Raw genomic sequence first — 21,340 nt, forward strand, 5'->3', positions numbered from 1 at the left:
TCATATCCGCCTCACATTCCAGAACTTCACGAAGCCATCCAGCACGCCATCGATGGTACGGCGCCACGCCATGGGCTGGAAGATCTGGCCCGTGGGGATGAAACTTGCGTCGGACCAGGCCTGAGCCTGGATCTGCTCGGCCAGATGCTTCTGCTGCGCGGGGTCGCGCTCATCCAGCCAGGCATTGCGCAGCCGTTCGGCTTCCGGGCTTTCGGGCCACCCGTACCAGCCATTCAACCCGTTGCCGCGCGCCACGCTCGTCACGGCGGGGTCCAGGATGTTCAGGCCCGAGACCATGGACGGGAATACGCTCCACCCGCCCTTCTCCACCGGCTCGCGCGAGTTCCGTCGCTGGAACATGGTGCCGCTGTCCACCGCCTGCACCTCGACGTTCAGGCCGATGCGCTTGAACAGGTCGATGCCGACCTGTCCCAGCGGCGCGCTCACCGGATGATCCATCGGCAGCATGAACGCCACCTTCTCGCCCTTGTAGCCCGCGTCCTTCACGGCCTTGCGCGCGGCGGTCAGGTTGGTTTCTCCGAACAGCCGGTCGAACCCCACATCGCTGGCCATCGGCGTGCCCGGGCAGAACATGCCGAGCTTGACGTGCCAGGTCCCGGGATCGCTGCTATAGGCCTGCATGAAATCGGCTTGGCTCGCCGCTCCCAACACGGCACGCCGCAAGGCCACGTTGTCGAAGGGGGGCTGGATGCAGTTGAAGCGCAGGATGGGGGTCAGCCCCTGTCGATCCTTCACCTCGACCCTCAGGTTGCGGTCGCGCTTTAGCATCGACGCCAGATCGGGCGAGGGCGTCTCCCACCAGTCCACCTCTCCCGCCTGCAACGCCGAGGAGGCCGCAGAGACATCCGGCATGGTCGTCCATTCCACCCGCTCGAAATGGGCCACCTTCGCACCGGCGGTGCCGGAGGGCCCGCTGCCCGGCCGGGGCACATAGCCGTCGAACCGCGCATAGGCAGCACGGGCGCCGGCCATGTGCTGGTCGGCCAGGAAGCGGAAGGGGCCGGAGCCAACCATCTCGCTCACCTGCTTCGCCGGATCCGTGGAAGCCAAACGTTCCGGCATGATGGCGCATATGCTCGGGGATGCCTTGGCGAGAGCCGCTGGCAGCAAGGGAAAGGGCTTCTTCAGGCGGAACAGGATGTTCCTGTCGTCAACGGCGGACAACTCATCGGTGGCGACCATCAAGGCCTGGCCGAAGGAATCCCTCACTGCCCAACGTCGGATGCTGGCGACACAGTCCCGCGCCCTCACGGCACTGCCGTCGTGAAAGCGTAACCCGTCGCGGAGCTTCAGCGTCCAGCGGCGACCGTCATCCTCCACGACATGGCCGTCCACCATCTGTGGCTGCGGCTGGAAATGGCCATCCAGGCCATAGAGCGTATCGAAGACCAGGAAGGCGTGATTGCGCGTCGGTGTCGCCGTGGTGGCGATCGGATCGAGCAATGACAGATCGACAAACGGTACGAAGCGCAGCACGCTGGCCGCTTCCGCCTGGGCGATCCGGGGCGCGGCAAGAGGGCCAAGGGCGGCAGCGGACACGCTGCCGAGAAATTGACGCCTTAACATGGATGATTCCTCCGGGCGAGCCCGTTGTCGCGGGCGCTTGTTCTTGTTCGGCAGCGTATCCGATACGACGCGGTGACGTCATGGAGCCGGCACCGGGTCGGAGCTTGGCCGGTGCACTGGCCGGCGTCAAAACCCTCTTTGCATCGGGCGTCCGATTGCCCGAAGAAACCAGGCACCCAATGATCCTACCCGGCCGCGACGACGCCGGATTTCGGGGGCACCCGCGGCCTGCCCATGAGCAGGACGGTCGGCGCGCCTGCGAAGGCCAAGGCCACGATCGGCAGCAGGGCGAGGCTATACGTGCCGGCGGAGGGCGCCGGAGGTGAAAGCCCAGAAGGGGCCCTTGAACGAGGAGTAGCCGACGGGCACGCAGCTGAGCAGCGCGACGGTCAGCGGCAGCGACCTGCCGGTGAAGGCTACGCCGACCAGCCCACTGGCGATCACAAGCAGCGGCAGCGCCGTGTGCCGGCGGCGCTCCCCGGTACGGTCGGAATGCGCGTTCCAGAACATCATGAGCGCGGCAGCGAGACCGTAGGGGATGGAGTTGACGAGACCGGTCTGGAAGGTGTTCAGCGCCTCGATAGCACTGGTGGCGTCCAGGACGTGCCGGATTTCCATGCTGAAGACATGGAAGGGCACCCCTTCGCCCCAGGCACGGCCCAGCTCCGGCCGAGGCGGCATTCACGGCTTGGCAGACGGCCTTCAGCGCCGCGGCCACCGCCTTGCGGTCCTTGTAGGCGACGAAGCCCAGGCTTTGGCGCGGGAGGCGGAAATGCACCACGACCTCCGGGAACACTGCCAGGATGGCCTCGGGAAAGCTCCTCAGCCCGTCCACCACGGCCAGCAGCAGGTCCTCGGCGCCGCGGCCGCGCAACCCGTTTCAGGCAGGGCCACCGCCCGCCGGATCCCGGCGCTCCTGCCGCGGCAGGAGGCTGGTCCCCAGCATCGCGGCCAGGGACGCTCCGATCTCCGGCGTGGCAGCCAGCACCAGATTGCCCTGGGCCAACCCGCTCCCGGCCAGGAAGTCGTTGGTCACGCCCCCGGCCTCCTGCACCAGGATCAGGCCGGCGAGCACGTCCCAGGCATTGATGTGAAGCTCCACATAGGCGTCGTTCAGCCCGGCAGCGACATCCGCGAGACCGAGCGCCCCTGATCCGTGCCGCCGGAACTCATAGGCCGCCTTGGTCAACCGGCCGAGGAAGGCGCCATAGGAAGCCAGGCTCCTCCGTGCCGACCATCCGACCTCCACGAGCGGTGCGGCGCCGTGGGACAGATGGCTGACATCCAGACGCTTCCCGTTGAGGAAAGCACCATGTCCGCGCCGTGCGGTGAACAGGCGGTCCTCCCCCGGCTGGTGGATCACGCCCAGTTCGACGCGCCCCGCACGGAGATAGGCGAGGGAGATGCACCAGCGCGGGCCACCGTGGATGTAATTCGCCGTGCCGTCGATCGGATCCACCACCCAGACGCTGTCGGAATCCTCGCCGCCGTCCTCCTCGCCGATCATGCTGTCTCCGAAGGCCGTGGTGAGACGGGCGCGCAGCATCTCCTCCACCGCATGGTCGGCGGCGGTGCAGAAGTCGATCGGATTCTTTGTCTCGACCGGCCCCAGCGTCGCCCGCATGCCTTGCGCGATCGCGCCGGCCTCGCGTGCGAGTTCCACGGCCACCTCCAGGCGGCGGGCGATCCCGTCGGTCATGCCGGCACCACCACCGCCCCGGCGGGATCGATCCTCACCGCCACGCTGGAACCCTCGGGGATCACCAGGGCGCAATCCGATGTCTTGACCAGAAGCTCCGCCCCGGAGCCATCCAGCACCACCTCGTATTCCATGTGTTCTCCCAGATAGGCCGCCTTGCGCAGATGCCCCGGCAACTCGTCGCTTCCGGCTGCGCCGGGGCGAAGGGCCACACCTTGCGGACGAACCGCCAACAAGGCGCCGCCGTCCGGCAGATCCCTGTGCGGCAGGGCCAGCGTCAGCGAATCCAGAGTCACGTCGGCCAGCCCTCCGTCGCGGCGCAGGAGGGTCACCGGAAGGAGATTTGCATTGCCGATGAAGTCCGCGATGAAGCGGTTGTTCGGACGCTCGTAGAGAGCGCGCGGATCGCCATCCTGGACGATCACGCCGCCGCGCATGACGATGATCCGGTCGGAAACGGCCAGCGCCTCCTCCTGGTCATGCGTCACATAGACCACGGTCAGCCCCAGCGACTGCTGCAGGTCCCGGATATCGGCACGCACGCGCCGGCGCAGCTTGGCGTCGAGGTTGGACAAGGGCTCGTCGAAGAGAAGCACCTTCGGCTTCAGGACGATGGCGCGGGCCACCGCCACGCGCTGCTGCTGCCCGCCGGACAGCTCTGAGGGCAGCCGCTTCTCGAATCCCGAAAGGCCGACGGCCAGCAGCTTGTCCGCCGCCTGCGCCTCGGCCTCGGCACGGCGCATGCCGGAAGCGCGCAGGCCATAGCAGACATTCTCCATCACCGTCATGTGCGGGAAAAGCGCATAGGACTGGAACACCATGGACACGTCGCGTTCCGCGGCGGAAAGGTGGGTCACGTCCTGGCCATCGATCAGGATGCGCCCTTCCGACGGGTGCTCCAGTCCCGCCATCAGCCGGAGCGTGCTGGTCTTGCCGCAGCCGGACGGCCCCAGGAGCGTCACCAGGCTTCCGGGCGCGATGGCGAAGTCGGCCGCCTGGACCGCTGTGACCGGCCCGTATCGCTTGACCACGCCACGGAACTCCAGGGCCGGATGCCCGCTCATCCTCCCGGTCCCCCGGCTGGGCTGGTCGCGTCGGATCTGGTTCAAGCTCATGCTCCTGCCACTGCGGGCCGTGCCGGGGCGGCTGCCTCCGCGGCCTTGCGCCGTCCGATGCGGCGCTCACCCACCAGCGCCTGGATGGCCATCAGCGCGGCGACCATGATGACGATCAGCACCGCGGAATAGACGATGGCGATGCCGTACTCCCCGAATTCCGCACGCCCCACGATATACACCGTGGCGAGGTTGTATTCGCCGCTGACCAGAAAGATCACCGCACTGACCGAGGTGATCGCCCGCACGAAGGAATAGACCATGGAGGTGGCCACGGCCGGCCGGAGGATCGGCAGGATCACCCGCCACAGGGTCGAGGCCGAACGCGCCCCGAGCGTCAGCGAGGCCTCGTCCAGCGAGCGGTCCACCTGGCTCAGATTGGCGATGCTGGCCCGGATGCCCACCGGCATGTTCCGGAACACGAAGGCCACCACCATGATCAGCGCCGTGCCGGTAAGCTCCAGCGGCGGGACGTTGAAGGCCAGGATATAGCTGATGCCGATCACTGTGCCGGGTATGGCGAAGCTCATCATGGTCAGGAACTCGAAGACCCCCCGCCCGGCGAAGCTCTGCCGGTTGAGCAGATAGCCCGTCAGGATACCCAATGCCGCGGTCAGCGGCATCGCCAGCAGGGCCACCATCAGCGTCGTGAGCAGCGAGTTCCAGGCCGAGCCGGCGAGGAACCATCCGGCCGCGCCGTGCTGGATGGCGAAGGCGGTCAGGAAGTGCTGCAAGGTGAAGCTGTTGTCGTTCCCGATGGCCTTCACGAAGCCGCCGGTCAGGATGATGGCATAGACGGCCGCCGTCAGCAGGACCCAGGGCATGACGACGGCCAGGCACAGGCGCCGCAGCCCCGTGGGGAGTTGCAGCGGCAGCCCGGCATCCCCCTTGCCGGAAAGGGTCACGTAGGAACGGCGGCCGATCCAGAAGCGCTGAAGCAGGAAGGCGGACAGGGTGAAGACAAGCAGGACGATCGCCAGCACCGCCGCCTGCCCCTGGTCATGCGCGGCCCCGACCACGGCGAAGTAGATGGAGGTGGAAAGGACGCGGAAATTGCCGCCGATCATGATCGGATTGCCGAAATCCGCGAGACTCTCGATGAAGGCGATCAGGAAGGCATTGGCGAGGCCCGGCCGGATCAGCGGCCAGGTGACATGGCGAAAGGTGCGCCAGCGCCCCGAGCGCAGGGTCTGCGAGGCCTCCTCCATGCTGGGGCTGACACCCTGCAGCACGCCCTGGAGCACCAGGAAGGAGATCGGCGTGAAGGCCAGGAGCTGTGCGATGGTCAATCCCGGCATGCCGTAGATCCAGCGGGAGCGTGGCAGGTCGAACCAGTCCTGCAACAGGTTGGAGACCATGCCGGCACGGCCGAAGAGCAGGATCAGCGACAGGCCGATCACGAAGGGCGGGGTGATGACCGGCAGCACGGACATGACGCGCAGCAGGCGCGGGAAGGGAAAGCGCGTGCGGGTCGCGACCAGGGCGAAGGCCAGGCCGAGCAGGGTGCTCAGCACGCCGACCAGGACACCCTGGGCCAGGGAGTTCCATGCGACGCCGCAGCTACGGCCACCCGCCAGGCAATCCAGGCTCCAGATGGATTCATCCGTGAACTTCCGGGCGAAGAGCATGAGGTCGATACGCCCGTCATTGTCCTGGAAGGCGGAAATCAGGATGGACAGGACCGGATAGCCCACGAAGACCAGGATGGAGCCGCAGACGAGGCCGATCGCGCCGACGGTGAAGACCTCACCCCTGCACCAGCCCCGCCACGCGAGGCCATAGGCCAGGAGCATCATGGCGGCCACGGCATAGAGCAGCGCGCCCCAGCCCAGCGCCGGCTGGCTCGCGCTTCCCTCCAGCAACGCGGACAGCCCGCCGAGATGCAGGCCGTGCTCCCGCAGGCCGAAAGCCTCCAGGACCAGCCAGCCCAGGCCGGCAACACCCGCCACCACCAGGGGCTCCGACGCCCGTCGCCGGATGCCCCAGGCGGCCGACAGCAGGGGCAGCAGCAAGGGCCACAGCCAGACACGGCCCTTCAGCACAGCCTCCGCCATGGCCGGCAGCGAACTCCAGCGGCCGCCAAGCAGGCCATTGTCCAGGCCGTACCAGGGCAGGAGGAACAGGGCGGCGGCCAGGGCCGCCAGCCACCATGCGGCGCCGCGACGCGGCGCTCCTATCGGCGCCTTTCCCATGATGATGGCGGTCAGCGTGCGTTCTTGACTTCGCGTGTCCATCGGGACAGGAGCCGCCCGCGCTCCTGCGAGGAGCCGTACTTCTCGAAATCATAGTTGATCAGCTTGATCTGGCTGATATCGGGGGCTTCCGGCGGAACGGGCGTCGCCTTGTTCGACGGAACCTGGAAGGAGCCGTTGCTGGCCGCGATCTTCTGCGCCGCCGGCGTCAGCGCCCATTCGTAGAAGCGCCTGGCCTCCTCCGGATGGCGCGCACCCTGGATGATGCTCATCGAGCCGATCTCGTAGCCCGTGCCTTCGCAGGGCGAGACCACCTTCACATGGGGGTTCTGCTTGGCCGCATCGATGACATCGTGCTGGAAGGCGATGCCGACCATGGTCTCGCCGCGTGCGGTGGCCTGCGCCGGGGCTGCGCCCGCGCTGGTGTACTGGTCGACATTCGCGTCCAGCTTCTTCAGGTAGGCAAAGGCCGGGTCCTCGCCCATCAGCTGCACGAGCGTCGCCAGCATGGTCCAACTGGTCCCCGATGCGTTCGGATCGGCAACCTGGATCTCTCCCTTGAACTCCGGCTTCAGAAGATCGGCCCAACATTTGGGTGCGGCGACCTTCCGGCGCTGCAACTCGGTCTCGTTATAGCCATAGCCAAGCGCCCCCATGTACAGGCCGACCGTCCGGTATCCGGATCGCTCCGCCTGCTTGCGTGCCCAGTCCTGCAATTGGTCGAGAGTCCTGGACTGGTAGGACTCCGAGATTCCCTCCGAAGCAGCCTGCAGATGCGGATCGCCCGTACCACCGAACCAGACATCGCCCCGTGGGTTGTTCTTCTCGGCGCGCAGCCGCGCATAGATCTCCCCGGCGCTCTGCCGGGTCATGTCCACGCGGATGCCTGTCTCTCCCTGGAAGGCGTTCGCGGCGGCGCGGCACCACTGCTCGTTCACGCCGCAATACATGACCAAGCTGCCGCTTTGGGCATGAAGACCGCCACCTCCCGCCGTGAGCGCGCCCAGGAAGACAAAGGCCTTCAGCGTGTTCTTGAGCATCTGTCCGTCTCTCCCAGTTATTTTTTCTGAACCGGTTGTTTTGCTGTTGTGATGTTGCGTTCAGTGGCGAAGTCGCGCGCCCAGGCGCAGTTCTGATGCAGTCCGGAAATTCCCGGTGCCGGGGAAGAACAAACCCGGGCTGGAAGACGCCTGGGGCAAGCGAGTGCGTGCCTGATCCCGGCCGTGAAGCACCATGTTGGTATGCCGGTTCGTGTGTGCGGTTCCGGATTTACGCTGTGTCGTTGGCCAAGACACGATCGTGCCGCGTTTCCGCATGGGTCATGAGGACATTCTCCATCCATGAACGCGGGCCCCGAGATGTGCAGGGCACTCCCTCTGCATCACTGTCCGTCCGGCTTTGTGGACTGTCAATTCCATTTTTCCATGTTTGGGAACAAATATGTCGAACGGTGGCGCCGTTGTTCCAACTTCATCACACGACAAAATTACCCAGTTAAGTCATTATTTCCAAAGAACTTCCGGTAGAATTTTCTCGGTATCCCAATTGATCCGCGGCCGGAAATACACCATCCAGTGCGAGGAAAGGCTATCTAGTACGCATCTTCCGGCTTGCTGATTCGGCATATTCATTCCATTGTGCCTGCAACGGAAGATAAGTTACGGCTGGCTTGACCCACGAAGCCTGCCACGGGGGACCAGGGATGAGGATCGCTGTTCTGGGTGCCGGTCGCATCGGCACCATCCATGGCCTGAACGTCGCGGCCTCGCCGGCCGCGCGCCTCGTTGCCGTGGCCGATCCGCACCGGCCGGCGGCCGAGAAGCTCGCGCGGATGACCAGGGCCGAGGTTCGCGACGTGGATGACGCGATCGAAGGCCCCGATGTCGATGCCGTCATCATCGGCACGCCCACGACCACTCATGCCGACTGCATCGAAAGGGCCGCCCGCGCCGGCAAGGCGATCTTCTGCGAGAAGCCGGTGGACCTGTCGTCCGAAAGGATCGCCGCCTGCCTGGAAGTGGTGGAGAAAGCGGGCGTGCCCTTGATGATAGGCTTCAACCGCCGCTTCGATCCGAACTTCGCGGAACTACGCCGCCGCCTCGTGGAGGGCGTGGCCGGCGAGGTGGAGATGGTGACCGTGATCTCCCGCGATCCCGCGCCACCCCCGGCCTCCTATGTCGCCTCCTCGGGCGGGATCTTTCGCGACATGATGATCCACGACTTCGACATGACGCGCTTCCTTCTCGGCGGCGACGAGGTGGTGGAGGTCCATGCCATCGGGTCGGCCCTGGTGGACCCGGCCATCGGACAGGCCGGGGATGCCGACACCGCCGCTGTGCTGATGAAGACCGCCAGGGGACGCATCTGCCAGATCTCGAACTCCCGCCGCGCCAGCTACGGCTATGACCAACGCATCGAGGTGCATGGGTCCAAGGGCATGCTGCGTGCCGGCAACATCCACAGGTCCACCGTGGAGATTGCGACCGGCGCCGGCTTCCTGGCCGATCCGGTCCAGGATTTCTTCCTCCAGCGCTATGCCGATGCCTATCGCGAGGAACTGGCCGCCTTCCTGTCGCATATCCGGTCGGGAACCCCGCCCGCGCCATCCGGGCGGGACGGTCTTCTCGCCCAGCGCCTGGCGGATGCCGCGACGGCATCATGGCAGGCAGGGACCCCCGTGCGGGTCTGACGGGCACAAGGGATGGGCAGGTGGCCGATGGGTCCGGGCATGCAGAAGCGGGCGGGTACCTCATCATGAACCGGGACGAACCCGATGCTGCGGAGGATACGGGCACGCTTCTCGGGGCCGCGGCACCGCCGCGGAGCTATCAGGAGCTGCGCGACCTGCTCCTGTCAGGCCGCGTGAAGCTGCCGAAGCGACTGGCTCAGGTCGCCTCCTTCGTCGTGGCGGAACCCGAGGAAGTCGCCCTCGGCACCGCGGCCGGGATCGCGGAGCGGGCAGGGGTGCAGCCATCCACCCTGGTGCGCTTCTCCAAGTCCGTCGGGCTGAGCGGCTTCTCCGAACTCCAGCTCCTGTTTCGCGACCGGCTGCGCAGCCAGGTCTCGAACTATGACGAACGCCTGCTCTCGCTGAAACAGGCGGAGGGACGGAACTCGCTCGCGGCGAATATCCTCGACGGCTTCTTCCAGGCTGCCACGCGGTCCCTGACCCAGTTGCACGATCGGATCGATGTCTCCCAGATCGAGCGCGCGGCCCAGCTTCTCGCGGCCGCCGACACGATCTACCTGATCGCACAGCGCCGCTCCTTCCCGATCAGCGCCTACATGAACTACAGCTTCGGCAAGCTCGGCGTGAAGACCGTGCTGATCGGCTCCCCGGCGGGCACGGACCAGGAGACCCTTTCCTTCGTCACGGAACGCGACGCGGCCGTGGCCATCAGCTTCTCGCCCTATGCCTCCGCCACGGTCGCCCATGCGCGCATGGTGGCGGAGCGCAAGGCCCCGCTGATCGCCATCACCGACAGTCCCTTCAGCCCGCTGGTGGCGGAATCGTCGCTGTGGTTCGAGGTGGTGGAAGCCGATCTCCACGGCTTCCGCCTCCTTTCCGCCAGTCTCACCCTGGCCATGACGCTGACCGTGATGGTGGCGGAGGTCCGGCGGAGCGCCTGATCCAGGAAGGCTCCTGGCGGGTTTCCATATCCTTCAGGGCGATGACCCCATTGCGGTCATGTCCCTCCGAAACAAGCAGGATGGAACGGAACGTCTACGATGGGTGACACAGGCGAAACCCGCTGGCTCGACGTGATCGCGATCGGCCGTTCCTCGGTGGATCTCTACGGACAGCAGATCGGCTCACGGCTGGAGGACATCGCCTCCTTCGCCAAGTCGGTCGGCGGCTGCCCTGCCAACATCGCCATCGGCACGGCCCGGCTGGGCCTGCGCTCGGCCCTGGTGACGCGGGTCGGCGCGGAGCAGATGGGAAGTTTCATCCGCGAACAGCTCGCGCGCGAAGGTGTCGAGACGCGAGGCGTCGTGACCGATCCGCAGCGATTGACCGCGCTGGTCCTGCTGGCGGTGGAGGCGGACCACACTTCGCCGATGATCTTCTACCGCGAGGACTGCGCCGACATGGCGCTTTCCGAGGAGGACATCGCCCCCGACTTCATCGCCTCCGCCCGTGCCCTGGTTGTCACCGGCACGCATTTCTCCCGCCCGAATACCGGCGCGGCGCAATGGAAGGCGATCCGCGCCGCGAAGGAGGCCGGCACGCGGGTCGTGCTCGATGTTGATTACCGCCCCAATCTCTGGGGCCTCGCAGGCCATGCGGAGGGCTTCGCCCGCTACGTGAAGTCCGACCGCGTTTCCGCCGAACTCCGGCCGGTCCTTTCCGAATGCGACCTGGTCGTGGGCACGGAGGAGGAGATCCTGATCGCTTCCGGGGCGGAGGACCTGCTGGCCGCCCTCAGGGCGATCCGCGCGGTCTCCGCCGCCACCATCGTGCTCAAGCGTGGCCCCATGGGCTGCATCGTCTATGACGGCCCGATCAGCGACAGGCTGGAGGACGGCATCCTCGGTCAGGGCTTTCCGATCGAGGTCTACAACGTGCTGGGCGCGGGCGATGCCTTCATGTCCGGGCTCCTGCGCGGCTGGCTCGGCGGCGAAAGCTGGTCCACCGCTGCCACCTGGGCCAATGCCTGCGGCGCTTTCGCCGTGTCGCGCCTGCTCTGCTCCCCCGAGATCCCGACCTTTCCGGAACTGCAGCACTTCCTGCGGCACGGCAGCCCGCACCGTGCCCTGCGCCGCGATGCCGACCTGAACCACATCCACTGGGCCACGACCCGCCGGCCGCAATCGGAAAGCATCCTCGCCCTGGCCTGCGACCACCGCGCCCAGATCGAGGCCCTGGCCGACCGCCTCGGCGTGCCGCGCCAGCGCATCGACAGGTTCAAGGCGCTCGCCGTCGAGGCCGCCGCCCGTGTCGCCGGGGGGCGGGACGGCTATGGCGTGCTGATCGACGGCACCTACGGCACCGAGGCCTTCGCGAAGGTGCCGCGCAACTTCTGGATCGGGCGGCCCGTCGAGAAGCCCGGCTCGCGCCCGCTGGCCTTCGACGGCATGACGGATCTCGGCAGCCACCTGCGCGCCTGGCCGGTGAACCACGCCGTCAAATGCCTCTGCTTCTATCACCCGGACGATCCAGCCGAGTTGCGCGGGCAGCAGGAGCAGACCCTGGTCCAGCTCCATGAAGCCACGCGCAGCGCCGGGCTGGAGCTGATGGTCGAGATCATCGCCGCCAAGGCCGGTCCGCTCGGCGACGACACCGTCGCCTCGGCGATCCGGCGCCTCTACGCGCTGGGCATCCGGCCCGACCTGTGGAAGCTGGAAGCCAACCAGGGTCCGGCGGCCTGGCGTGCCATCGACGAGGCCATCCTGGCGAATGATCCCTATTGCCGCGGCGTCCTGCTGCTTGGCCTCGAAGCGCCCGAGGCCGAGCTCATGCAGTCCTTCCGGCAGGCCAGCCTGTCGCGGCTTGTCCGCGGCTTCGCGGTCGGCCGCACCATCTTCGCCGAAGCCGCGGAGAACTGGCTCGCGGGCCGGATCGGCGACGAGGACGCCGTGGCCGAGATGGCCGCGCGCTTCGGACGGCTCGTGGAGGGCTGGCAGGCCCTGCGCCACGAACAGGCGGCCTGACGTCATGCGCCGGAGCAAGGTGTCCGCTCCGGGAAACATCGGAAGACCATCCGGAGGGGAAATGACCAGCACCATCCGCCTCACCATGTCACAGGCGCTGACACGCTTCCTGGCCAACCAGTTCACCGAGGTCGATGGCCGGGAACTGCCGCTCTTCGCCGGTGTCTGGGCCATTTTCGGCCATGGCAATGTCGCCGCCCTCGGCGAGGCCCTGTACCAGGAACGCGAACGCCTGCCGGTCCTGCGCGGGCATAGCGAACAGGGCATGGCCCATGCGGCCATCGCCTTCGCCAAGGCCAGCTTCCGCCGCCGCATGATGGCGGTGACCACCTCCATCGGCCCGGGGGCGCTGAACCTCGCCACCGCCTGCGCCGTCGCGCATGTGAACCGCCTGCCGCTGCTGCTCCTGCCCGGCGACGTCTTCGCCAGCCGCCGCCCCGACCCGGTGCTGCAACAGGTCGAGGATTTCGGCGATGCCACCGTCTCGGCCAATGACTGCTTCCGCCCGATCTCCCGCTTCTACGACCGGATCACCCGGCCGGAACAGATCATCCCGGCGCTGGAACGCGCCATGGTGGTGCTGACCGATCCCGCCGAATGCGGCCCGGTCACGCTTTCCCTGTGCCAGGACGTGCAGGCCGAGGCCTACGACTATCCGGCAGCGTTCTTCGAGCGCCGGGTCTGGCACGGGCGGCGGCCACGCCCTTGCGAGGCCGAGGCCGCCCGCGCCGTCGCCCTGTTGCGGGGCGCGCGCAAGCCGTTGATCGTGGCCGGGGGCGGTGTCCTCTATGCCGGGGCGGCGGAGGATCTGGCCGGCTTCGCCGAGCGGCACGGAATCCCGGTGGCGGAAACCCAGGCCGGAAAGTCCTCGCTGCCCTTCGGGCACCCCCTGGCCATGGGGGCCATCGGCGTCACTGGCACCTCAGCGGCCAATACGCTGGCGGAGGAGGCGGATGTCATCATCGCCGCCGGGACGCGGCTGCAGGATTTCACCACCGGATCCCGGTCCCTGTTCCGAGGGGAGGGACGGAGGATCCTCGGCCTCAACATCCAGCCCTTCGATGCCAGCAAGCACCATGCCGTGCCCCTGGTCGCCGACCTCGCCACCGGCCTCGCCGCGCTGGAGGAAGGGTTGCCGGACTATGCCGCCCCCCCGGCCTGGCGGGAGCGCGCGGAGGCGCTGAAGCGTGACTGGGTGGCGGCAGCGGACCGCGCCATGGCCCCGACGGACGATGCGGCCCTGCCCTCCGACGCGCAGGTGATCGGCGCCGTCGGTCGTGCGCTCGACTGGAATGCCACCGTGGTCTGCGCCGCGGGCGGCCTGCCCGGCGAGCTGCACAAGCTCTGGCGCCCGACCGCGCCCGGCCGCTACCACCTCGAATACGGCTTCTCCTGCATGGGCTACGAGATCGCCGGCGGGCTGGGCGTGAAGCTGGCGCGGCCCGAGGAGGAGGTCGTCGTCATGGTCGGCGACGGCTCCTACCTCATGTTGAACTCCGAGCTGGCGAGCGCGGTCATGCTGGGACTGCGCTTCACCGTCGTGCTGCTGGACAATCGTGGCTATGGCTGCATCAACCGGCTGCAGGCCGGATGCGGCGGGGCGGCCTTCAACAACCTGCTCGCCGATGCGCGGCACGACACTCTGCCGGAGATCGACTTCGCCGCCCATGCGCGCAGCCTGGGCGCCGAGGCCCGGCATGTCCGCTCGCTGGCCGAGCTGGAACGGGCCGTGCGCGAGGCCCGGAACGCGTCCCGCGCCACGGTGATCGTCATCGACACCGATCCCGCCATCATCACGCGGGAGGGCGGCCACTGGTGGGACGTCGCGGTGCCCGAGGTCAGCCAGCGCCCGGAGGTCGCGGCCGCCCGCGCCCGCTACGACGCCGCGCGGCAGGGCCAGCGTTTCGACTGAGATCCACAAGCATCGCGCCCGCCGCAAGAAGCGGACGCCAGGGAGAACATGCATGATCCGCATCGGCGCCAACCCGATCTGCTGGTCGAATGACGACAAGCCGGAGATCGGCGGCCACATCACCCTCGAGCAATGCCTGGCCCAGGCCAGGGAGATCGGGCTGGAAGGCATGGAGCTCGGCAACAAGTTCCCGGCCGAGCCCGGGGCACTGGCGGAAGTGCTGGGCCGGTATGGCCTGGCCCTGGTCGGTGGATGGTATTCGACCTTCCTGCTGGAGCGCGAGCCGGAGGCGGAACTCGCCGCGGCGCAGGCGCATCTGGCGAAGCTGAAGGCCCTCGGCAGCAAGGTCTTCATCGCCTGCGAATGCACCCGCACGGTGCATCCGCTGGAAGACACCCCTCTTTCCGCGCGGCCAGTGATGGACGAGGCCGAATGGAAGCGCTTCCTGCCCCGGCTGACCCGCTTCGCCGACATGATCGCGGCGGAGGGCCTGACCCTGGCCTATCACCACCACATGGGCACGGTGGTGCAGACCGAGGCGGAGATCGGCCGGCTGATGCGAGGCACGGGCGCGGCGGTGCATCTGCTGCTCGACACGGGGCACGCGACCTGGGGCGGCGCCGATCCGGCGGTCCTGGCCTCGCGTCACCGCGACCGCATCGCCCATGTCCATGCGAAGGACGTGCGCCTTCCGGTCGCGGGGCGGGCCATGGCGGAAGGCTGGTCCTTCCTCCGTTCCGTGATGGAGGGGGTCTATACCGTGCCGGGCGACGGAACGGTGGATTACGTCTCCGTCTTCCGCGCGATCCCCGATTATGACGGCTGGGTGGTCATCGAGGCGGAGCAGGATCCGCTGAAGGCACCCCCGGAGACCTATGTTCGCATGGGCTTCGACAGTCTCGTCGGCTTCCTGAAGGAGGCCGGCTTCGGCCCGCGCCTGTCCAGGCCGGCGACATCGCGCGCCGCCTGAAGGGAGGGAAGGCATGTCCAGACTGCGCCTGCGGCCAGAGGGAAGCTCCGGCCGCGTGCTCCATGTGACGCCCGAAACCGCCGGCTGGACCTATGTCGGCTTCGATCTCCACCGGCTGCGGTCCGGTGCCGGGGCGACGGGCGGCGAGCCGGGGCGCGAGGCCTGCCTCGTCCTGGTTTCCGGAAAGGCGCGCATCACCGCCGCGGGGCAGGATTTCGGGATCGTCGGGGGGCGGCCCTCGCCGTTCGAAGGCCGGCCCGATTCCGTCTATGTCCCGGCGGGCGCCGCCTGGAACGCGGTGGGGGAGGGGCCGGAGGAGGCCGTGCTGGCCGTCTGCACTGCGCCGGGCGAACCGGGCAGGCGTGCAGCCCGGCGCATCGCGCCGGATGACGTGACGCAGGAGGTGCGGGGCGGGGGCAGCAACACCCGCCATGTCACCAACATCCTGCCGGAGACGGCGGAGGCGGATGGTTTGCTGGTGGTGGAGGTGATCACCCCCGGCGGCAATACCTCCAGCTACCCGCCGCACCGCCATGACGAGGACGATCCGCCGCGGCAGACCCTCCTCGAGGAAACCTACTACCACCGTCTCGACCCGCCGCAGGGCTTCGCCTTCCAGCGTGTCTATACGGATGACCGCAGCCTGGACGAAACCATGCTGGTCGAGGACGGGGACCTGACCCTCGTGCCCAGGGGCTACCATCCCTGCGCCACGATCCACGGCTACGATCTCTACTATCTGAACGTCATGGCCGGCCCGGTGCGGAGCTGGCGCTTCCACAACGATCCCGATCACGAGTGGATCGTGCAGACCCGGACCGGATGACCGTCTGATACATCCGGCGCCGGACGCCGCCGGCCCTGCTGGCCACAGCCGGCCTCTGCCGGTGGGGGCAGGTGGCGGTGCTGCCGTCGCAGCGGCGGCACGCCGCTGGCCCGGCCGGCAATGCGGGAAGTCGAACAAGGACTCTTGCTTCCTCACCCGCCCCGGGATATAGGAATAAAGTCAGCAACCGGCCCCGTAACTGCGCGATCCAAGGCGCTTCCAGAGCAGGCCCCAGGCGATCTCCGGCCAGCCGGACATGGCTCCGACCAACCTTTTCAAATGCCCCGATCCGCCGGATGACTCGCGCACCGCCTGCCAGGGTGACACCACCTCCGGAGCGAAAGCCGGATCAGCCACCATTCGCCACGCTGGACGAAGCCCTTGCCATCATCCAGCCGGGTAAAGGACTAAAATCCTAAAATACTAAAGCCCTAAAATGGCATGGATGGCCGGATGCCCCTGCCGGCGAAGGTGGAAAGACACGCGCTTCCGGCGCCGTGCCGCTCGGCCATGGCCGATATCGGACGGCATCCCGGCCCAGGCCATCGGCGGCGGCGCCGTCCGCGCCAGGAAGCGCCGCTTCCGGAACCGCCGCCGGATTCCTTGCCATCGATCGGTCAGCTTGCGGCGTCGAGTGCGAGATTGAGGCGAAGCACGTTCACGCGTGGTACGCCAAGGAAGCCCAGGATCGGCGCCGCGGTGTTCTCGCGCAGGATCGCACGGACCCGCTCCTCCGGCATGCCGCGAGCCTGGGCAACCCGCCCCACCTGACGGGCTGCGTTCTCCGGACTGATATCCGGGTCGAGGCCGGAGCCGGAGGCCATGACGGCATCGGCGGGCACGGGCGCGGGCCCGGCCGTTGCGATGCGCTCGCGCACCCCATCGACCAGGACCTGGCTGGATGGCCCGCGCTGCGAGGCTGCCGATGATGCGGCATTGTACGGCGAATCCACTGTCCTGCCGCCGTCCTGTGGATCGGATGCGGTGGTGGCGGAGGGGCGGCCATGGAAATAGCGTTCCCCGGTGAAGTTCTGCCCGATCAGGGCCGAGCCGACCACCCTCCCGTCGCGCTCGATCAGGGACCCCCCGGCGGCATTCGGCAGGAAGGTGGTCGCGAGGCCCGTCATGGCCATCGGCACGGCCAGACCGAGGAGCAGGGTGAAGCCGGCGACCACGGTCACGGCGGGACGAAGCAGAGACATGGCTCAGGCGATCCCCAGCATCTGGAGTACGAGGTCGATGATCTTGATCCCTGCGAAAGGCGCGACGATCCCGCCCACCCCATAGATCAGGAGGTTCCGTCGCAGCAGCGCCGCCGCTCCGGACGGCGTGTAGCGCACGCCACGCAGCGCCAGGGGCACCAGGGCCACGATGATCAGGGCGTTGAAGATCACGGCGGAAAGGATGGCGCTCTCCGGGCTTGCCAGCCGCATCACGTTCAGTGCCTGGAGTTCCGGATACTGGGTCACGAAGATCGCCGGCAGGATGGCGAAGTACTTCGCCACATCGTTCGAGATGGAGAAGGTCGTCAGCGCCCCCCGGGTGATGAGGAGCTGCTTGCCGATCTCGACGACCTCGATCAGCTTGGTCGGATCGCTGTCGAGGTCCACCATGTTGCCGGCCTCACGGGCCGCCTGGGTGCCCGTCTGCATGGCGAGGCCGACATCCGCCTGCGCCAGGGCGGGCGCGTCGTTGGTGCCGTCGCCCGCCATGGCCACGAGGCGACCTTCCCCCTGTGCCTTGCGGATATAGCCGAGCTTGTCCTCGGGCGTGGCCTCGGCGATGAAGTCGTCCACCCCGGCCTCGGCCGCGATGGCGGCGGCGGTCAAACGGTTGTCGCCCGTCACCATCACCGTGCGGATGCCCATCCTGCGCAGCGCGGCGAAGCGCTCCCGCATGCCGGGCTTGACGATGTCCTTCAGCTCGATCGCACCCAGCAGGCGGCGGTCCCTGGCCACCACCAGCGGCGTGCCGCCCTGCCGCGCGATACGCTCCACGGCCTCGCGCAGGGCGGACGGCGCCTCGGCATCGAGCACGCGCGTGATGCTGTCGGCCGCCCCCTTGCGGTAGCTTCCATCCGGCAGGTCCAGCCCGGAGATCCGGGTCTGGGCCGTGAAGGGCACCACCTTCGCCCCGGCCGGCAGGGCAGGGGGCACCACGCCGTGCGCCTCGCGCGCGAAGGCGAGGATCGAGCGGCCCTCCGGCGTCTCATCGGCCAGGGAGGAAAGCACCGCGGCCTCGGCCAGTTCCCGCGTGCTCACGCCCGGGGCGGTGTGGAACGCAGCGGCCTGGCGGTTGCCAAGGGTGATGGTGCCGGTCTTGTCCAGCAGCAGCACGTCCACGTCGCCCGCCGCCTCCACCGCGCGCCCGCTCGTCGCCATGACGTTGAAGCGCACGAGACGGTCCATGCCCGCGATGCCGATGGCCGAAAGCAGGCCGCCGATGGTGGTCGGGATCAGCGTGACCAGCAGCGCGGCCAGCACGGGCACGGAGGGCGGGGCGCCGTTCCAGCTCGCAAGCCCCACCACGCTGGCCACGGCGATCAGGAAGATGATCGTCATGCCGGCGAGCAGGATGTCGAGCGCGATCTCGTTCGGCGTCTTCTGGCGCGCGGCACCTTCGACCAGCGAGATCATGCGGTCGATGAAGGTGGAACCCGGCGCCGCGGTGATGCGCACCACGATCCAGTCGGACACCACCAGCGTTCCGCCCGTCACCGCCGAGCGGTCGCCACCGCTTTCGCGGATCACGGGCGCGCTCTCACCGGTCACGGCGGCCTCGTTCACCGAGGCGATGCCTTGCACCGCCTCGCCGTCCGAGGGGATGAGGTCGCCCGCTTCGACCAGGACCAGATCGCCCACCCGCAGTTCCGCCGCGCTGCGTGGCTGCCAGAGGTTGCGGTCATCGGCCCGCAGGAGGAGCTTCGCCTGGGTCTCGGTGCGGGCCCTGCGCAGGCTTTCCGCCCGTGCGCGGCCGCGGCCCTCTGCCACCGCCTCGGCGAAGGTGGCGAACAGGACGGTGAACCAGAGCCACAGCGCGATGCCTGCCTGGAAAGCCCATGGCTCCCCCGCGAAGGCGGCGCGGGCCGCCAGCAGCGTGACGAGGATGGAGACAACCTCCGTCACGAAGATCACCGGGTTCCGGATCAGCGTGACAGGGTTCAGCTTGCGGAAAGCATCCGCGGCCGCGCGCGGCAGCAGCGTCGTGTCGAGGAGAACAGGCCGGGTGCGCGTGGATTCGCCCGGGCCGGTGGTGGTGTCGAGCATCAGGGTGTGCCTCAGAAGGTCTTGCCGGCAAGCAGGGTGAAGTGCTCGGCGATCGGACCGAGGGTGAGGGAAGGGAGGAACTGCAGGCCGCCCAGGATCAGGATCACGCCGGCCAGGAGGCCCGCGAAAAGCGGACCATGCGTCGGAAAGGTTCCCCCGCCTTCCGCAGCGCGCGGCTTGGCGGCCAGCGAGCCGGCGATGGCCATGACCGGCACGACATAGGCGAAGCGGCCGAGCATCATGGCGATGCCAAGCGTCAGGTCCATCCAGGGCGTATCGGCGGCGAGGCCGCCGAAGGCCGAGCCGTTGTTGCCGGCCGCCGAGGAATAGGCATAGAGCATCTCGGTCAGCCCATGCGGCCCGGCATTGGCGATCGAGGCCATGGCAGCCGGCAGCACCAGCGAAACGGCGGTGAAGCCGAGGATCACCGTGGGCAGGATCAGCACGGCGAGCATCGCCAGCTTGATCTCGCGCGCCTGTACCTTCTTGCCCAGGTATTCCGGCGTGCGTCCGACCATCAGCCCCGCCACGAAGACGGCGAGCAGGGCGAAGACCAGGATGCCGTAGAGGCCCGATCCGACGCCCCCCGGCAGCACCTCGCCCAGTTGGATCAGGAACAGGGGCACCAGACCGCCCAGCGGCATGAAGCTGTCGAACATGGCATTCACCGCGCCACAGGAAGCGCCTGTGGTGGTGGCGGTGAAGAGCGCGACGAGCGGTAGGCCGAAGCGCACGTCCTTGCCCTCCATGTTGCCCATGGCCGGATCGACGCCCAGCGCGGTCAGCAGGGGGTTGCCCGCGGCCTCCGCCGCATAGATGGCTGCGGTGGCGGCGACCACGAAGCCCAGCATCACCGCCAGAAGCACGCGACCCTGGCGGATATCGCCCACGATCCGTCCGAAGGTCAGGCAGAGCGCGAAGGGAATGACGGCCTGTCCCCAGATCTGCAGCGCGGTGACCAGGGCGTCGGGCCCCTCGAAGGGATGCAGCGAGTTCACGCCGAAGAAGCCGCCGCCATTGGTGCCGAGATGCTTGATCGCGATCTGGAAGGCCACCGGACCCAGGGGAATGGTTTGCCGGGCGCCCTCCAGCGTGGTCGCCGTGGCGTAATCCGCGAAAGTCTGTGGCACGCCGAGCGCCACGAAGACCGCACCCAGCGCGATGGCCAGGGGCAGGAGCACATAGAGGGTGATACGGACGAAGTCGGCCCAGAAGTTCCCGAGTTCGCGCAAACCTCCACGGGCGAAGGCACGGGAGACGGCGAGCGCCAGGGCGATGCCGGTCGAGGCGGAAAGGAAGTTCTGCACGGCGAGGCCGGCCATCTGCGACAGGTAGGAGGCGGCCGTCTCGCCCGAATAGGCCTGCCAGTTCGTGTTCGTCACGAAGCTCGCCGCTGTGTTGAAGGCGAGCGAGGAAGACATGCCGGGAAAGCCCTGCGGGTTCAGCGGCAGCAGGCCCTGCAGGCGCAGGATGGCAAAGAGCAGCACGAAGCCCGCGGCATTCGCCGACAGCATGGCGAGGACATAGGCTTTCCAGTCCTGGCCACGTCCGGGATCGATGCCTCCGGCACGATAGAACACCGTCTCCAGGGGGCGCAGCCAGGTCGCGCGGCCATCGGCAACGGCCGCGATGTAGCGCCCGAGCGGCACCGCGGAGGCGAGAATGCATGCGAGGACGAGCGCAATCTGCGCCCAGCCGATGAGTGTCATGGAATTAGAGGTCCTCGGGGCGCAGGAGCGCCCATAGCAGATAGGCCAGCAGCCCGGCCGAAACGGCGCCGCCCAGGATCAGGTCGAGCATGGCGCGTCAGACCTGGTCACAACCGCGCACATAGGCCGCCAGCAGGGCGAAAAGGCCGAGGCCGAGGGCAAGAGCAACGAGATCGTTCATGTTCCAGACTTCCCTGGTCGGCTCACGGCCGACACCTGGGAAGTCAATGGAAAAACGGGCGTAAAGAGGCCATCCGAGATTTCGCCGGAGCGCATAAAAAGCGCATAAACACGCGCGGCCACTGACCGGGACGGCCAGGATTTTTATGGGTTTTTTATGGCCCTGGGAGGAATGGATGATCGCGCTTTTACACTTTTCGTCCCAGGCAGGTGGGAGGCCAGGGTTCAAGAA

The 21,340-nt window shown here is 67.8% G+C and carries 17 protein-coding genes and 1 pseudogene; 6 read left to right on the forward strand and 12 right to left on the reverse strand.

From position 1 onward, the window contains the following. The 7 genes and pseudogenes from RGI145_RS22130 to RGI145_RS22155 form a co-directional block, all read right to left on the reverse strand. Nucleotides 1-1,587 carry an ABC transporter substrate-binding protein gene (locus RGI145_RS22130; RefSeq protein WP_075800667.1) on the reverse strand — a complete coding sequence of 529 codons (1,587 nt, stop codon included), beginning with the start codon at nucleotides 1,585-1,587 and terminating at the stop codon, nucleotides 1-3. Between the two features lie 294 nt (nucleotides 1,588-1,881). Then, on the reverse strand, nucleotides 1,882-2,268 hold the full coding sequence (locus RGI145_RS22135) for an MFS transporter (RefSeq protein WP_075800668.1): 387 nt from the start codon (nucleotides 2,266-2,268) through the stop codon (nucleotides 1,882-1,884). 46 nt (nucleotides 2,269-2,314) lie between these two features. Next, a pseudogene (locus RGI145_RS26270) lies at nucleotides 2,315-2,425 on the reverse strand (hypothetical protein); the annotation flags it as partial. A 42-nt stretch (nucleotides 2,426-2,467) separates the two neighbouring features. Next, nucleotides 2,468-3,286 carry an inositol monophosphatase family protein gene (locus tag RGI145_RS22140; protein ID WP_075800669.1) on the reverse strand — a complete coding sequence of 273 codons (819 nt, stop codon included), beginning with the start codon at nucleotides 3,284-3,286 and terminating at the stop codon, nucleotides 2,468-2,470. After that, on the reverse strand, nucleotides 3,283-4,395 hold the full coding sequence (locus RGI145_RS22145; protein ID WP_237183330.1) for an ABC transporter ATP-binding protein: 1,113 nt from the start codon (nucleotides 4,393-4,395) through the stop codon (nucleotides 3,283-3,285). Before RGI145_RS22145 ends, RGI145_RS22140 begins: the two co-directional genes overlap by 4 nt. A 2-nt stretch (nucleotides 4,396-4,397) precedes the next feature. Continuing rightward, nucleotides 4,398-6,635 carry an ABC transporter permease gene (locus RGI145_RS22150; RefSeq protein ID WP_156878728.1) on the reverse strand — a complete coding sequence of 746 codons (2,238 nt, stop codon included), beginning with the start codon at nucleotides 6,633-6,635 and terminating at the stop codon, nucleotides 4,398-4,400. Continuing rightward, entirely contained in the window at nucleotides 6,605-7,633 is a 1,029-nt protein-coding gene (locus RGI145_RS22155; RefSeq protein WP_075800671.1) for an ABC transporter substrate-binding protein, read from the reverse strand. The genes RGI145_RS22150 and RGI145_RS22155 overlap by 31 nt, the downstream gene beginning before the upstream one ends. 662 nt (nucleotides 7,634-8,295) lie before the next feature. Between RGI145_RS22155 and iolG the strand changes: the two genes are divergently transcribed. The 6 genes from iolG (at nucleotide 8,296) to iolB (ending at nucleotide 15,953) form a co-directional block, all read left to right on the forward strand. Beyond that, nucleotides 8,296-9,282, forward strand: a complete 987-nt coding sequence (gene iolG / locus RGI145_RS22160) for an inositol 2-dehydrogenase (RefSeq protein WP_075800672.1) — start codon at nucleotides 8,296-8,298, stop codon at nucleotides 9,280-9,282. A gap of 65 nt (nucleotides 9,283-9,347) precedes the next feature. Continuing rightward, nucleotides 9,348-10,223 carry a MurR/RpiR family transcriptional regulator gene (locus RGI145_RS22165; RefSeq protein ID WP_083671462.1) on the forward strand — a complete coding sequence of 292 codons (876 nt, stop codon included), beginning with the start codon at nucleotides 9,348-9,350 and terminating at the stop codon, nucleotides 10,221-10,223. Between the two features lie 99 nt (nucleotides 10,224-10,322). Next, a complete protein-coding gene (locus RGI145_RS22170; protein ID WP_075800673.1) occupies nucleotides 10,323-12,245 on the forward strand; it encodes a bifunctional 5-dehydro-2-deoxygluconokinase/5-dehydro-2-deoxyphosphogluconate aldolase in 1,923 nt (640 codons plus the stop codon). 61 nt (nucleotides 12,246-12,306) lie between these two features. Then, a complete protein-coding gene (iolD, locus tag RGI145_RS22175) occupies nucleotides 12,307-14,157 on the forward strand; it encodes a 3D-(3,5/4)-trihydroxycyclohexane-1,2-dione acylhydrolase (decyclizing) (RefSeq protein ID WP_075800674.1) in 1,851 nt (616 codons plus the stop codon). 52 nt (nucleotides 14,158-14,209) lie between these two features. Next, nucleotides 14,210-15,127: a myo-inosose-2 dehydratase gene (iolE, locus tag RGI145_RS22180; protein WP_075800675.1), complete on the forward strand. Its 918-nt coding sequence runs from the start codon at nucleotides 14,210-14,212 to the stop codon at nucleotides 15,125-15,127. 13 nt (nucleotides 15,128-15,140) lie between these two features. After that, complete coding sequence (iolB, locus tag RGI145_RS22185) at nucleotides 15,141-15,953, forward strand: 5-deoxy-glucuronate isomerase (RefSeq protein WP_075800676.1); 813 nt, start codon at nucleotides 15,141-15,143, stop codon at nucleotides 15,951-15,953. Nucleotides 15,954-16,570: 617 nt separating this feature from the next. Here iolB and kdpC read toward each other — a convergent pair. Genes kdpC through RGI145_RS25275 form a run of 5 tightly spaced genes read right to left on the reverse strand, consistent with a single transcriptional unit; the run spans nucleotide 16,571 to nucleotide 21,337 of the window. After that, entirely contained in the window at nucleotides 16,571-17,155 is a 585-nt protein-coding gene (gene kdpC / locus RGI145_RS22190; protein WP_075800677.1) for a potassium-transporting ATPase subunit KdpC, read from the reverse strand. A 3-nt stretch (nucleotides 17,156-17,158) separates the two neighbouring features. Continuing rightward, nucleotides 17,159-19,219 carry a potassium-transporting ATPase subunit KdpB gene (gene kdpB, locus RGI145_RS22195; protein WP_075800678.1) on the reverse strand — a complete coding sequence of 687 codons (2,061 nt, stop codon included), beginning with the start codon at nucleotides 19,217-19,219 and terminating at the stop codon, nucleotides 17,159-17,161. 11 nt (nucleotides 19,220-19,230) lie between these two features. Then, nucleotides 19,231-20,928, reverse strand: a complete 1,698-nt coding sequence (gene kdpA, locus RGI145_RS22200; protein ID WP_075800679.1) for a potassium-transporting ATPase subunit KdpA — start codon at nucleotides 20,926-20,928, stop codon at nucleotides 19,231-19,233. Between the two features lie 4 nt (nucleotides 20,929-20,932). Beyond that, nucleotides 20,933-21,019, reverse strand: a complete 87-nt coding sequence (kdpF, locus tag RGI145_RS26275; RefSeq protein ID WP_075800680.1) for a K(+)-transporting ATPase subunit F — start codon at nucleotides 21,017-21,019, stop codon at nucleotides 20,933-20,935. A 6-nt stretch (nucleotides 21,020-21,025) separates the two neighbouring features. After that, complete coding sequence (locus RGI145_RS25275) at nucleotides 21,026-21,337, reverse strand: hypothetical protein (protein ID WP_156878729.1); 312 nt, start codon at nucleotides 21,335-21,337, stop codon at nucleotides 21,026-21,028. Nucleotides 21,338-21,340 lie beyond the last annotated feature (3 nt).

The sequence above is a fragment of the Roseomonas gilardii genome (assembly GCF_001941945.1).
In the GTDB taxonomy this organism is placed as follows: Bacteria; Pseudomonadota; Alphaproteobacteria; order Acetobacterales; family Acetobacteraceae; genus Roseomonas.

Excerpts from the sequence above, each read along its gene's own strand:
- iolG (WP_075800672.1), top strand. The coding sequence starts at position 8,296 with ATGAGGATCGCTGTTCTGGGTGCCGGTCGCATCGGCACCATCCATGGC.
- RGI145_RS22135 (WP_075800668.1), bottom strand. The coding sequence starts at position 2,268 with ATGCCGCCTCGGCCGGAGCTGGGCCGTGCCTGGGGCGAAGGGGTGCCC.
- iolE (WP_075800675.1), top strand. The coding sequence starts at position 14,210 with ATGATCCGCATCGGCGCCAACCCGATCTGCTGGTCGAATGACGACAAG.
- iolD (WP_075800674.1), top strand. The coding sequence starts at position 12,307 with ATGACCAGCACCATCCGCCTCACCATGTCACAGGCGCTGACACGCTTC.
- kdpB (WP_075800678.1), bottom strand. The coding sequence starts at position 19,219 with ATGCTCGACACCACCACCGGCCCGGGCGAATCCACGCGCACCCGGCCT.
- kdpC (WP_075800677.1), bottom strand. The coding sequence starts at position 17,155 with ATGTCTCTGCTTCGTCCCGCCGTGACCGTGGTCGCCGGCTTCACCCTG.
- iolB (WP_075800676.1), top strand. The coding sequence starts at position 15,141 with ATGTCCAGACTGCGCCTGCGGCCAGAGGGAAGCTCCGGCCGCGTGCTC.
- RGI145_RS22165 (WP_083671462.1), top strand. The coding sequence starts at position 9,348 with ATGAACCGGGACGAACCCGATGCTGCGGAGGATACGGGCACGCTTCTC.
- RGI145_RS22155 (WP_075800671.1), bottom strand. The coding sequence starts at position 7,633 with ATGCTCAAGAACACGCTGAAGGCCTTTGTCTTCCTGGGCGCGCTCACG.
- RGI145_RS22130 (WP_075800667.1), bottom strand. The coding sequence starts at position 1,587 with ATGTTAAGGCGTCAATTTCTCGGCAGCGTGTCCGCTGCCGCCCTTGGC.
- RGI145_RS22170 (WP_075800673.1), top strand. The coding sequence starts at position 10,323 with ATGGGTGACACAGGCGAAACCCGCTGGCTCGACGTGATCGCGATCGGC.
- kdpA (WP_075800679.1), bottom strand. The coding sequence starts at position 20,928 with ATGACACTCATCGGCTGGGCGCAGATTGCGCTCGTCCTCGCATGCATT.
- RGI145_RS22150 (WP_156878728.1), bottom strand. The coding sequence starts at position 6,635 with ATGGACACGCGAAGTCAAGAACGCACGCTGACCGCCATCATCATGGGA.
- RGI145_RS22140 (WP_075800669.1), bottom strand. The coding sequence starts at position 3,286 with ATGACCGACGGGATCGCCCGCCGCCTGGAGGTGGCCGTGGAACTCGCA.
- kdpF (WP_075800680.1), bottom strand. The coding sequence starts at position 21,019 with ATGCTCGACCTGATCCTGGGCGGCGCCGTTTCGGCCGGGCTGCTGGCC.